12 protein-coding genes are annotated in these 12,577 nt (G+C 65.1%); 5 read left to right on the top strand and 7 right to left on the bottom strand.

The annotated features are described in order from the left end of the window. Window positions 1–387 precede the first annotated feature (387 nt). The 4 genes from H5T65_12255 to H5T65_12240 all read left to right on the top strand — a co-directional run bounded on the left by H5T65_12255 (window position 388) and on the right by H5T65_12240 (window position 5,568). On the top strand, window positions 388–2,754 hold the full coding sequence (locus H5T65_12255) for a transketolase (protein MBC7260008.1): 2,367 nt from the start codon (window positions 388–390) through the stop codon (window positions 2,752–2,754). Between the two features lie 121 nt (window positions 2,755–2,875). Then, window positions 2,876–3,370 (top strand): HIT domain-containing protein, encoded by a 495-nt coding sequence (locus H5T65_12250; protein ID MBC7260007.1) that lies wholly within the window; start codon window positions 2,876–2,878, stop codon window positions 3,368–3,370. 105 nt (window positions 3,371–3,475) lie between these two features. After that, window positions 3,476–4,816 (top strand): MFS transporter, encoded by a 1,341-nt coding sequence (locus H5T65_12245; protein MBC7260006.1) that lies wholly within the window; start codon window positions 3,476–3,478, stop codon window positions 4,814–4,816. Window positions 4,817–5,139: 323 nt separating this feature from the next. Then, complete coding sequence (locus H5T65_12240) at window positions 5,140–5,568, top strand: LysM peptidoglycan-binding domain-containing protein (GenBank protein ID MBC7260005.1); 429 nt, start codon at window positions 5,140–5,142, stop codon at window positions 5,566–5,568. Between the two features lie 167 nt (window positions 5,569–5,735). On the opposite strand, the gene H5T65_12235 is transcribed toward H5T65_12240, so the two are convergent. The 7 genes from H5T65_12235 to H5T65_12205 all read right to left on the bottom strand — a co-directional run bounded on the left by H5T65_12235 (window position 5,736) and on the right by H5T65_12205 (window position 11,985). Next, window positions 5,736–6,731: a M42 family metallopeptidase gene (locus H5T65_12235; GenBank protein ID MBC7260004.1), complete on the bottom strand. Its 996-nt coding sequence runs from the start codon at window positions 6,729–6,731 to the stop codon at window positions 5,736–5,738. Between the two features lie 21 nt (window positions 6,732–6,752). Further along, window positions 6,753–7,799, bottom strand: coding sequence for a M42 family metallopeptidase (locus tag H5T65_12230; GenBank protein ID MBC7260003.1), 1,047 nt, complete (start codon window positions 7,797–7,799; stop codon window positions 6,753–6,755). A gap of 23 nt (window positions 7,800–7,822) precedes the next feature. Next, window positions 7,823–8,893 (bottom strand): M42 family metallopeptidase, encoded by a 1,071-nt coding sequence (locus H5T65_12225; protein MBC7260002.1) that lies wholly within the window; start codon window positions 8,891–8,893, stop codon window positions 7,823–7,825. Between the two features lie 84 nt (window positions 8,894–8,977). After that, window positions 8,978–9,205 (bottom strand): hypothetical protein, encoded by a 228-nt coding sequence (locus H5T65_12220; GenBank protein ID MBC7260001.1) that lies wholly within the window; start codon window positions 9,203–9,205, stop codon window positions 8,978–8,980. Beyond that, window positions 9,183–9,635 (bottom strand): hypothetical protein, encoded by a 453-nt coding sequence (locus tag H5T65_12215; GenBank protein ID MBC7260000.1) that lies wholly within the window; start codon window positions 9,633–9,635, stop codon window positions 9,183–9,185. Before H5T65_12215 ends, H5T65_12220 begins: the two co-directional genes overlap by 23 nt. 435 nt (window positions 9,636–10,070) lie before the next feature. Then, the gene (locus H5T65_12210; protein ID MBC7259999.1) at window positions 10,071–10,553 is read right to left on the bottom strand and encodes a DUF456 domain-containing protein; all 483 of its coding nucleotides are present in this window, start codon (window positions 10,551–10,553) and stop codon (window positions 10,071–10,073) included. A gap of 37 nt (window positions 10,554–10,590) precedes the next feature. Continuing rightward, window positions 10,591–11,985, bottom strand: a complete 1,395-nt coding sequence (locus H5T65_12205; protein MBC7259998.1) for an MATE family efflux transporter — start codon at window positions 11,983–11,985, stop codon at window positions 10,591–10,593. Between the two features lie 333 nt (window positions 11,986–12,318). On the opposite strand from H5T65_12205, the gene rplI reads away from it, so the two are divergent. Then, the coding region (gene rplI / locus H5T65_12200; GenBank protein MBC7259997.1) for a 50S ribosomal protein L9 at window positions 12,319–12,577 on the top strand (259 nt) is incomplete at its 3' end.

Raw genomic sequence — 12,577 nt, 5'->3', positions numbered from 1 at the left:
GAATAACGCCAATCCACGCGAATGGGGAACGGAGCGCAGCACTTTTTGGGTCTATTCTCCATTCGTGTGCATTCATGTTATTCGTGGATGGCGTCCGGCGGCTATGGAAAGCCGCCCTACGCGCATGACCTCACCTAACCCTTCCCGCAGGTTTTGACGAAAGACGCGATTTCTGGTAGACTTGCCATGGAGCCGCAGGAGGGCACGGTTCCTTGGCGAAGCCCCGCACCACGCGGCCAGCCCATCGCTGCGACGAAGGAGTCCAGAGTGGTTTCCATGTGTTACTGCCACAGACCAGTGAACCGAGGCCGAGAGTCCGCCCCCTCGGTTTTGTTTTGCCACCCCGTGCGCGTTGCAGGCAACTCAATCTCAAGGAGGGTGTAGTAGATGAACCGCTCTACAGATCCGAACGTGGCCAGCAGACTGGAAGCATTGCGGCCACACTTCCACAAATGGGAAGTCATCAAGGACATGATAGACCAGTTGGTGGACCTGATGCTGAACTTCAGGCAGAGCGGCCACCCGGGCGGATCGCGCTCCAAGGTGTACCCCATGGTGGTCACAGCCCTCAGCGGCGTGATGCGGTGGGATATCCGCCATCCCGAAAAGCGCTTCGCCGACCGCTTTGTCCTCGTGGGCGGGCACGTGAACCCGATGGTGTATGCCACGCTGGCCGTGCTCAACGAGGCCATGCGGGTCAAGTACAAGCAGACGGGCGACCCCCGATACCTCATCGCCAATGAGAAGGAGCGCGCGCTCTATTGGGAGGACCTGCTGACCCTGCGTCGCCGCGGCGGCCTGCCCGGACACGCCGAGATGGCCGGCAAGACCCTGTTCTTCAAATTCAACACGGGGCCATCGGGCCACGGCTCGCCGGCCGCAGCGGGTCAGGCGCTGGCCCTCAAACTGGCGGGCGCTCCCGAAGTCAAGGTCATCGCCTTTGAGGGCGACGGCGGCCTCACCCCGGGCGCTATCCACGAGACGATGAACTCCGCGTGGGGGCTGGGCCTGCACAACCTGTACTATGTGGTGGACTGGAACGACTTCGGCATTGACGACCACCGCATCAGCGAGGTGGTCTATGGCACGCCCGACGACTGGTTCGGCTCGCACGGATGGCGCACCTTCGGCGCGCTGAACGGCGAGGACTGGGAAGAGATCACCCACGCCATGCTCCAGATGTTCTACGGCGACAACCCCGACGGCGTCCCGTCCTGCACGTGGATCAAGACGCGCAAAGGGCGCGGCTACGGCAAGTACGACAACGTCTCCCACGGCGCGCCGCATTCGCCGATGGACTGCGAGGCGTTTTGGGAGTGCAAGATGCCTTTCGCCGAGAAGTACGGCGTGGAGTTTGAGGGGTTCGGCCAGCCCGCGCCGCCAACCTACGAGGAGCAGCGCGCCCAGACGGCCAAGAACATGCAGGTCGTCCTCTCGGTGCTGCACCGCGACCAGGCGCTTATAGATTACATCGCCGACACCCTGGCAGACCTGGGCGACTCCGTGCCGGAGATGGTGCCCAACTTCCGCTTGTTCAGGAAGACGAAGGCCAATCCGTGGAAGGATGAGCGCCTGTACGACTACGAAAACTACCCGCCGCAGATGTACGTGGCGCCCGGCACCAAGATTCCCAACCGCGCCGCGCTGGGAGCCTGGGGCGCGTGGGTCAACGCCTTCGGCTACGAGCATTACGGCCGGCCGCTGTTCATCGCCATGTCGGCAGACCTGGCCGAATCCACCAACATCGCCGGGTTCGCCAAGAAGTGGGGCGACTTCCCCGGCTGGGGCTGGTACAACCGCAAGACCAACCCCGACGGCGCGCTCCTGCCGCAGGAGATCACCGAATTTGCCAACGCCGGCATCAGCGTGGGCATGGCCACGGTCAACTTCGCCGACGACCCGTGGAACGAATGGGACGGGTTCTGCGCCGCCTCGTCCACCTACGGGTCGTTCGCCTACCTGAAGTATGGCCCCATGCGCCTGTTCAGCCAACTGGCGCAGGACTGCCCGCTGAAGTTGGGCAAGGTCCTGTGGGTGGCGGGCCACTCGGGGCCCGAAACCGCCGAGGACTCTCGCACCCACTTTGGCATCTTCTCGCCGGGCGTGGGCCACTTGTTCCCCAAGGGACACATCATCAACCTGCATCCCTGGGAGTACAACGAGGTGCCGGTGGTGCTGGCGGCGGCGCTCAAGCAGGACGTGCCTATCATCATGCTGCACCTGACTCGCCCGCCCATCCCGATACCCGACCGCGCGGCCCTGGGCATTGAGTCGCACTTCGCCGCGGCCAGGGGCGCCTATCTCATTCGCCCGTACAAAGAGGGGCAGAAGAAGATGGGCACGGTGATCGTGGAGGGAACTAGCAGCACCCTCAACATCGTCAAGATTTTGCCCGAACTGGACAAGGCTGGCCTCAACGTCAAGATCATTGCGGCCATAAGCCCGGAACTGTTCGCCATGCAGCCCAAGTGGTACCGCGACCGCATTCTGCCCGAGGAGGACTGGTGGGACTCCATGGTCATCACCACGTCGGCGCTTCGGCTGGCCAGCGATTGGATCACCAACCGCGTGTCTGAGGAGTACTCCATGGCGGCGGACTGGGACAATCGGTGGCGCACGGGCGGCAGCGTGGACGAGGTGGTGGACGAGGCGCACCTGTCGCCGCCGTGGCTGCTCAAGGGCATAGAGCGGTTCGCCCGCGAACGGGAGCAGCGCCTGGCGCGGATTCGTGCGCTTGTGGAGGCCGCCGGATAACGGTCGGCCGCAGGGGACGACGTGTTCGCAGAGCGCCGCGTGCCCCCACGTGGCGCTCTGAATTTGTACAGAGGCGCGCTCTTTGCTACAATGGCGCGACCAAAAGAGGCAGAGACGCAACATGAAACGACTGTGGACACCCTGGCGAATGAAATACCTGGAGAGCAAGCGGCCCGAAGGCTGCGTGTTCTGCCAGAAGATCGCCGACAGCGACGACGCCAAAAACCACATCCTTTACCGCGGCAAGCACGCCTGCGTGATGCTCAACCTGTACCCGTACAACTCGGGGCACCTGATGATCATCCCCTATGCCCATGCGGCGCGGCTCTCGGACTTGAGCATGGACGTGCAGACCGAGATGCTGGTCCTGCTGAACAAGTCGCTGGAGGTGCTCCAGCGGGCCGTTTCACCCGAGGGGTTCAACATCGGCGTGAACCTGGGGCGGGCGGCCGGCGCGGGGATTGACGAGCACATCCACGTGCACGCCGTGCCGCGCTGGACCGGCGACACCAACTTCATGGCCATCTTCGCGGAGACCCGCGTGGTGCCCGAGTGGCTGGACGACACCTACCGCAAACTGAAGCCGATCTTTGACGAGGTCATGCGCGAGACCTAGTGTGTGGACTTCCCCCCCGAGGCCGAACCTCGGCGGCGTGTTGGGTTGTGGGTAGAGGTGAAACGGTTGCGAGAATCCCTGCGGCGACGTATTCTCCACCTTCGCATGGCTTGGCGAAGGCGGGTCTACCAATTCCGGGCGCGGCGAGAACGCTGGCTTCGCCGGGCACGGTATCTCCGTTCCCGCCTCCCCTGGCGGCAGAGTCGCGAGACCATCCACGAGCAGAACATCTGGAACCTCTACATGGACGTGGCGTGGTGGGGGATTGCCAACGGCGTCTGGCTCACCTACCTGAGCGTCTTCGCCGTGCGGCTGGGCGCGTCCACCCAATGGCTGGGCGTGCTGGCCGCCCTGCCCGCCCTGGTCAACATGATTTGGGCCATCCCTTCGGCCCGCATCGTGGAGCGCGCGCCGCGCCGCTTGCCGCTGGTGCTGCGCGTTGGGTTCCTGCAGCGCCTGGCTTGGCTGGGAGTGGCGCTGGTGCCCTTCCTGTTCACGGAACAGGCGGGCGTATTCGCCATCGTGTTCATCGCCGGTCTGACCACCATCCCGGCGGCCACGTCCACGATCGCCTTCACCAACGTCATGGCCGACCTCATCCCGCCGCAGGATCGCGCTCGGGTTGTCAGCATCCGCAGCGTCTTGCTCTCGGCGACGACGACGCTGACCGTCCTCGGCTGCGGCCCGATTCTGGACGCGCTCCCATTTCCCGTCTCGTATCAGGTGGTGTTCGGCTTCTCGTTTCTGGCGGCCATGATGAGCCTGCGCTACGTGGCCCGGCTCCATGTCCCCGAAGAGGTGTCCGTAGCCCATCGCGAGCGCCCCAAAGCGTGGAGCACAACCAGCATCCGCAACGCCATCCGCGAGGTTACCGCGGCCAAGCCCTTCGTGAACTACGTCGTCAGTTCGCTGATCTTCCACTGGGGCATTTATTTCCCTACGGCACTGTATTCTATCTACCGGGTTCGCAACCTGGGCGCGACGGATACGTGGATCGGCCTGCTAACCATGGTGGACTCGGTCTTGACGATTGTGTTCTACATCGTCTGGGGACGGCTGGCGACGCAATGGGGGAACCGCAGGGTGCTCATCATCGGCGCATTCGGGATGATCGCGTTTCCGGCGCTCACGGGCTTGGCCACATCCCTGCCCATGCTCTTGCTTCCGGCCATCATCGCCGGCATCTTCACGCCAGCCTTCAACCTGGCTTCCTTCAACGAGTTGCTAGCCGTGTCGCCCGAGGCGCACAGGCCGCGCTTCATCGCCATCTACACGTCGGCGGTCAACGCAGCGGCCTTTGTCGCCCCGCTGGCGGGGTCTTACATGGCGGCGGCGACCGACATCCGCCTGGCGCTGTACCTGGGCGGCGCGTTCCGATTCCTCGGCGGGCTGGCTTTCGTCCTGATGCTCGGCACGGGGATGCGCCACGGCAAGATTTCGCGCTGATTCCCCCGAATGCGCGAGGGGTAACCGCGAATCGCGCGAATCCACGCGAAGGCAACAGACCCCAGCGGTAACCGCGAATAACACAAATCCACGCGAAGGCGGGATAGACCCAGGGGTAACCGCGAATCGCGCGAATCCACGCGAAGGCAACAGACCCCAAGGGTCTCCAAAACCCTTGGGGTCTCTGATACCACAGGATTTATGTCAATGTATACTTGACGAATGGCGGCAAATCGGGTATAATACATTATGTACGGTTGGTGCCTCGGAAAACGTGGATTGGAACCCTTCGTGTTTCGGCCTTAGTGGACAAGGAGGCGATCATGAAACGCACCCGGATTCTCCTCGTAGCCCTGCTTGTTGCCGTCCTGCTCCTGTTGGCCGTGGGGCCCATGACGGCCAGCGCCGCCGGCCCGTGCGGCCCCGTTTACCCGTGCGCGGTCAGGTATCACGTCGTCTGCCCGGGCGAGACGCTCACCCGCATCGCGTGGCGCTACGGCACCACCGTGGGGGCCATCGCCGCTGCCAACGGCATCTGGAACCCCAACCGCATCTACGCGGGCCAGGTGCTGCGCATCCCGTGCCCGTGCACCTGCTGGACGCCGAGACCCGCCTGCCACGTCGTGCGCTGGGGCGAGACGCTGTTCGGCATTGCGCGCATGTACGGGACATCGGTCTGGGCCATCGCCAGGGCCAACGGCATCTGGGACATCAACTACATTCGCGCCGGGCAGTGCCTCGTGATCCCGTAGGGAAGCGGGCTTCACCGCGGGGGCCGCAGAGGAGAAAGGCATTCGCCGACTTCCTCGGCAGCCTCTATGCGCTCTGCGGCGAGTCGGCGGCCGTCTAGGCGAACCCTCGCATGAAAAACGGGGAGTCCGTCGGACTCCCCGTGGTTGGCATTGCCACAGACTCGGCGCTATTCCAGCGACACCGGCCTGGATAGAAGCGCCGCCAGCAATGTGACCGAGTTCTGGACGTCGCCCTCGTCCACCATCTCGGAGGGCGAATGCACGTAGCGCGTCGGGATGGACAGGACGCCGGCGGGGATGCCTTCCTTGGTCGTCTGCATGGCCATCGCGTCGGTGGAGCCGAACTCCAGCACTTCCAGTTGATAGGGCGCGCCAACTTCCTCGGCGGTCCGAATCATCCAGTTCTTCAGCCCCTGGTGCACGATCATGCCGCGGTCCATGACCTTGATGGCGGGGCCTTTTCCCAGCCCCACGGCCATGGGGTGGCTTTCGGGGGTGTCGCCGGTGGTCGTAACGTCCACGGCGATGGCGTAGTCCGGCTCCACGCCGAAGGCCGCCACGGTTGCGCCGCGCACGCCTACCTCCTCCTGCGCCGTGAACACGAAGTACGTGTCATACGCGGGCTTGGGCATGGTGCGCAGGGCCTCAACGAGGACGGCGCAGCCGATGCGGTCGTCAAACGCCTTGGCGATCCAACGGCCGTGCTGCGCCACGAAGGGCTGCCAAAACGTGGCCGCGTCGCCCACCTTGACGGGGCACGACTCCTTGTCTTTCGCGCCGACATCAATGAACATCTTGTCCATGTCGGGAATCTTGGTGCGGTCTTCCAGTTTCTCCAGCCCAATGCCGCCGGTGATTCCGCTGGCGAACACGACCCGCGCGCCCGGCAGGCCCAGAGGCCGCACCCCGCCGATGCGGGTGAATCGGGCGAACCCGTCCTTGTCAATGTGCGTTACCATGACGCCGATCTCGTCCATGTGGGCGGCCACCAGCGCCCGATGGCGGCTATCGCGCCCCTTCTTCAGCACGAACAGGTTGCCCATGCCGTCGGTGCGCACCTCGTCGGCGACGCCTTGGACCTCGGCGGTAATGAGCGCCCGCACCTGCCCCTCAAAACCGGAAGGGCCGTAGGCTTCCGTCAGTTTCTTCACGAGTTCTTTCACAGATTTGCCTCCTTGGGCCGCCTAAGATTCGGGGCGAATGATGTCCAGAGTCAACGTGCGCAGCGTTTCGCGCACCAGGTTCACCGTGTGCTCAAAGTCCTGCAGGTAGAGCAGCGCCACCGGCGAATGGATATAGCGGCACGGGACGGCGATGGTGAGCGAGGGAATGCCCTCGCGGGTGAGGTGAATCGCCCCCGCGTCGGTCCCTCCGATGCCGGGCTGCTTGAATTGGTACGGGATGCCGCGCTTCTCGGCCACGGAGATGGCGTGGCGGAGCATGCCGGGATGCGCAATGAAGGAGCGGTCCATCACCGTGAGCACGGGGCCTCCGCCCAGTCGGCTGGTCGGGCTGACATCCTTCTTCTTGGGCACGTCGTCGGCGATGGTGCCTTCCAGCGCGATGGCGCAGTCGGGTTCCACGCTGTAGGCGGCAACGCGCGCGCCGCGAAGCCCGACTTCCTCCTGCACGGTGAACACGGCGTACAGGTCAAACGGGTAGTCCGCCTTCAGGATTTCTACCAGGACGGCGCAGCCGGCGCGGTCGTCAAAGGCCTTGCCCTTGGCGAAAGGCCCCAGTTCCTCGTAGGCCGTGTCAAACGTGGCGTAGTCGCCCACGTGGGTGAGGCCTTCGGCCGCCGACTGGCTGGTAACGCCGATGTCAATCGCCATCTGTTCGTACTTCAAGACCTGATTCATCTCCTCGGCCTTGAGTTTGTGGATGGGTTTGACACCGATGACGCCGGGCACCTTGTTGTCACCGACGAGCACTTTCTTCGCCAGGAGCAGGCGCGGGTCAATGCCGCCCGAAGGCTGAAACCGCAACAGCCCGTTCTTGGCGATCTCGGTGATCATCAGCCCGACCTCGTCCATGTGGGCGGCCAGCATCACCTTGCGGGGCACGGGCGTGGCAGCCGACACGCGCGCCTTCCGCACGACGATGAGGTTCCCCAGCGCATCCACGCGGTGCTCGTCTATGTACTCGCGGACATGTCGGAACAGGATAGAACGGATTTCGCCCTCGCGTCCCGAAACGCCGCGGGCCTCAGACAGTTCTTTCAGAAGCGTCACATCTCCCTCCACTTCGGCCTGCGCTATCCGTCAGCGTCCAGGCGTGGCGTCAGTTGCTCCATGGTGGATTCGTCAAGGCCGGCGATGAAGGCCGCCAGCAGCCTGCCCGCGCGCTCAATGTCCGCGACGCACACCGTCTCCACGGGCGTGTGCATGTAGCGCAGGGGCACGCCGATGACGCCGGTGGGAACGCCCTCGCGGGACACCTGCATGGCCCAGGCGTCGGTTCCGGACCCTCGCGGCAGGGGTTCCACCTGGTACGGAATCTCCAGTTTCTTGGCGGTCTCCACCAGCATCTCGTAGATTTTCGGGTGGACGTTCGGCCCGAAACCGATGGCCGGCCCCCCGCCCATCTGGAACGTGTCTCCGTCGCCGGAATCTCCCATGGCGCCGAAGGTAACGTCAATGGCGATGCCGATGTCGGGGCGGATGCCGTAGGTGGTGGTGATGGCGCCGAGGAAGGTAACCTCTTCCTGGCATGTGGCCACGCCGTACACGTCCCAGTTGTGCTTCCAGCGTTCGGCGAGATTGGAGAGGCACTCGCCCACAACCACCACGCCCACTCGGTCGTCAAAGGATTTGCCCGCGACCCAGTCCTTCTGCAGCGGGATGAAGGGGCGGCGGAACGTAACCAGGTCGCCCACCCGCACCCACTGTTCCACCTGGTCGGGCGGCAACGCCACGTCCACGAGGAGTTGGTGCAGCGGGATGACCTTGTCGCGCTCCTCGGCGGCCAGCACGTGAGGCGGGCGCGCGCCGATGATCCCCGGCAGTTCCCTGCGCCCGTGCACGATGACCTCCTGGCCGGGCAGGATACGCGGGTCTAGGCCACCCACCTGGGCCACGTGCAGGAATCCGTCCTCTATCTTGCTGACCATCAGGGCGACTTCGTCCATGTGGCCGGCCAGCATGATGCGGCGACGCGGCTCCTGGCCCTCGCCCCTGCGCAGGGCGATGACGCTCCCCATCTTGTGCATCTGGACTTCGTGAGCGTAGCGCCGGAATTCCTCGGCCACCAACTCGCGGATGGCACGCTCGTAGCCCGAAGGCCCGGCGGCCTCCGACAAACGCTGAAGAAACGCTTTGCAATCCACGATTCTATCCTCAACCTTCTGCGGCTCTTGCGGCCGCGTGGGGCTGCGCTGGCGCGCGCCAGGCCATTATACCCCGAAGTGCATCTATGTCAAAACAAATTTGCAGGCGTTCGGGCACGCTGTCTCAACTCTCACGACGGCCGACGGCGCGGGCGGGGTGTGCAGGAATCGCCTTCGCGCCCAAAGGCTCAACGCGCCCAGCAGGTACAACAGAAGGATGAACCCCACCAAGATTAGCAGCAGCGTTCGCCTGAATCGTTCGCGGTCGTCCATATCCAGCGCAGTCGGCTCATAGGGTCGTTGGCGTCGCATCGGGTGGCGCGGTCGGCGCCGGCGTGAGTAGCCCCGTCGCGGGCGTCTCCGTAGGCCCCTCCGTGGGCGTGGGTTCGGGGGTGGGCGAGGGGCTGAGCGTCGGCGTGGCCGTGGGCGTGGGCGACAGCGTGAGCGTGGGGGTGGGCGTGGCCGATGGCTCTGGCGTGGGCGTGGCCGACGCGGTGGGGCTGGCCGACGGCGATGCGCTGGGCGTGGGAACGGTGGGCGTCGGCGACGCCGTTACGGTGGGGCTGACGGCTGCGGTGCTCGTCGGCGTGGCCGTCGGCCGAACGGGTCCCGGCGAGGAGAACTGGAGCGCCAGGAACCCCAGGCAGTAGCAGGGCAGCGTCAACAGGATGAGCGCGACGAGGAACAGGTACACGCTCTTCTGCTGCTCCGACAGTCTGGCCCACCAGTCCCGAATGCTCACACGCGCTGCTCGCTCTCGCCGGAATGGGCGGCGCACGGGGGATCGTTCCCCCGCCCCGATGCGCTCCGCCGCAGATGTTATACCACCGATTGCCTTGCAGGTCAATGGGGCCTGGGCGAGGCGCGGTGCTGGGCGTGGGGACTGCCGGGCGGGGACGGAGAGCCATCCACGAATCACACGAATGCACACGAATGGGGAAGAGAATAGACCCCCAGATGCGTAGGGCAGGTATGGAAACCTGCCCTACGCTCGCTGTCCACGAATAACACGAATCTACACGAGTGGAGAATGGACTTCCCAAAGTGCCGCGCTCCGTTCCTCATTCGCGCGGATTGGCGTTATTCGCGGTTACAGTGCCTGGTCATGCCCGCCGCAGAACGGAAAAGCGCCGGCGGACTTCGCGGCGCGGGGTTGTGGGCGCTGGCCCGACCGGCGCTACAGGAACACCGAAATCGCCACCAGGCCGATCATGGTGATGGCCGCCGCGAACTTGAGCGCCACCCCGCCGACGGTGCCCAACAGCGCCCCCAGGCCGGCCTTGAACGCCTCGCCGCCCTTCTTCCCGCCGATGAGTTCCCCGGCCACCGCCCCGACGACAGGCCCGATGAGGATGCCCGCGGGCGGGAACACGAAAAGCCCCACCAGCCCCCCGACCAGCGCCCCCACCACGCCCTTCCACGACGCGCCGGCGCGCCGCGCCCCATAAGCCTGCGCCAGGTACACCAGGCCCTCCGCCACCAGCGCGATGACCACCACCGCGCCCAGGAGAATCCCATCCGCCCAGGTCAGCCCGTCGGCCGCCGCAAGGAGCACCGCGCCCGCGACGATGAGGACGCTGTCGGGAAAGTTGGGGATGATGGCGCCGATGAGTCCGACGAACATAAGCACACATGCGAGAACGGTCAGCGCTGTCGCCATACGTTTCTCCTTTCAGAGCACAACCCCGCAGAGCGGCTCATCCGCCCTGGGATTCCAGCACACGGATAGTCTTCCATCGCCCGCGGCGAAACATCCAGTACATGAGGGCAGCCCGCCCGCCCCAGTCCACCGCCGTGCCAAGCCAGACCCCCGCAAGCCCCCAGCCGAAGACGATGGTGAACAGGTACACCGTGATGATGCGGAAGCAGATGGTGCCGATAAACGTAACGTACATGGGGCTGCGGGTGTCGCCCGCGCCGCGCAGCGACCCGCCCAGCACCATCTGTACGGCCATGGACGCCTGCTCCAGCGCGGCCAGGCGCACGGCCATCCCCGCCAAATCCACCACCGCGGGCGTGGCCCCGAAAATGGCCGCGAGAGAGCGCCCGAACACGGCGAACACCAGCGCGATGATGTTCATCACGATGAGCGCGTACCTCAGCGACGCGCGGATGCTCTTCTCGGCCATGTCGAGCCGGCCCGCGCCCAGCGACTGGCCCACCAGGGTCGTGGCGGCGACGGACAGGCCGAACCCAGGCATGAACGACAGCGACTCCACGGTAACGGCGATTTCGTGGGCCGCGATGGATTCGGTGCCGAGCGACGACACGATGCGCGTGAAGGCGATGGAGCCGGCGCGGAGGACGAGGTTCTCGCCCGCCGACGGGAGCGCCAGACGGAGCATCTCCCCGACGATGGCCCTGTTCCACTGGAGGACGCGACCAGGCTCCACACGCACCAGGCGGCGGCCCGTAAACACGATCCACATGGCCAGCCCCCCGCCCACCACCCGCGCGGACGCGGTGGCTATCGCCGCTCCCCGCACGCCCAGGGCGGGCAGCGGCCCCGCGCCAAAGATGAGGCCGTAGGCGGCGGCCACGTTCCATGCGTTCATCGCCGCCGTTACGTACATGGGCGTCTTCGTGTCGCCCGCGGCCCGCATGATGCCGTTGAGCACCGAGAGCGGAAATCCGAAGAAGGACGACAGCAGGATAATGCGCATGTATAGACTGCCCAGGCGCACCACCTCGGGCTCTACGCCCATAAGCCGTAGGATGGCCTCGGCGTTGGGCCACATGAGGAAGGTAACCGCCGCGGCGGCCAGAATGGCCAGCGCGATGCCCTGCCCCGCGATGCGCTTCGCCAGGTCGTACTTCTTCGCCCCCCAGGCCCGCGCAACCATGGCGACGGTGCTCGTCGTCAGCGCCGAGAAGATGGACTCGGCGATGAACACGAACATCCCGCCCAGGCTCACCGCCGCAAGGCTCGCCGGATGGTGCAGCCAGCCAATGAGAAACGTGTCGGCGAACCAAACGGCGGTGTACAGCAGGTTCTCCACCACGGCAGGGCCGGAGAGTTTCACGATGTTGCGCGTGAGGTTCTCGTCGGTGAGAATCAGCCCCTGGTCTTTGGGCGCAGAGGACTTGCTCAACGTGCCGCTCCCCATGCGGTGCGATTGAAGCCATTATACCCGCACGCTCCGTCCCAACAAAATGCCCCGCGACGAGGCGGAGTCTGATCCATTCGCGAGGATTCGTGTTATTCGCGGTTCCAACCCCGCGCCCGTCACGGCGGGGGCAAAACCCCGAGCAATCCCTTCCAAGACCCTTGGGGTCTGTTCTACATTCGCGAGGATTCGTGTTATTCGCGGTTCCAACCCCGCGCCCGTTTGATTTTTGGCCCGACTTCGTATAAGATGAGGGCGCTGTCCGAGTCGCTCGGATGGCGCCCATTCTGCGTTTATCGTTCAAGGAGGCTCCCGAACATGCAGGTACTGCTGCTCAAGGATGTTCCCAACCTCGGCAAGGCTGGCACGGTCAAGAGCGTGGCCGACGGTTACGCACGGAACTACCTGTTCCCCCAGAAGTTGGCCGTGCCGGCGACCCCCGAAGCCTTGAAGCAGGCCGAAGCCATCCGCAAAGCCGCCCTCCGCAGGCAGCAGCGGATGGAAGAAGAGGCGGAGGCGTTGGCCAAGGAACTGGAGGCCATCAGCCTTACGTTCAAGGCCAAGGCGGGCGAGTCGG

This window comes from Chloroflexota bacterium (assembly GCA_014360805.1).
GTDB lineage: Bacteria > Chloroflexota > Anaerolineae > DTLA01 > DTLA01 > DTLA01.
Note: the sequence above shows the minus strand (reverse complement) of the source record. Positions and strands in the feature narration are given on the sequence as shown.

Excerpts from the sequence above, each read along its gene's own strand:
- H5T65_12255 (MBC7260008.1), top strand. The coding sequence starts at position 388 with ATGAACCGCTCTACAGATCCGAACGTGGCCAGCAGACTGGAAGCATTG.
- H5T65_12250 (MBC7260007.1), top strand. The coding sequence starts at position 2,876 with ATGAAACGACTGTGGACACCCTGGCGAATGAAATACCTGGAGAGCAAG.
- H5T65_12245 (MBC7260006.1), top strand. The coding sequence starts at position 3,476 with ATGGCTTGGCGAAGGCGGGTCTACCAATTCCGGGCGCGGCGAGAACGC.
- H5T65_12240 (MBC7260005.1), top strand. The coding sequence starts at position 5,140 with ATGAAACGCACCCGGATTCTCCTCGTAGCCCTGCTTGTTGCCGTCCTG.
- H5T65_12220 (MBC7260001.1), bottom strand. The coding sequence starts at position 9,205 with ATGCGACGCCAACGACCCTATGAGCCGACTGCGCTGGATATGGACGAC.
- H5T65_12210 (MBC7259999.1), bottom strand. The coding sequence starts at position 10,553 with ATGGCGACAGCGCTGACCGTTCTCGCATGTGTGCTTATGTTCGTCGGA.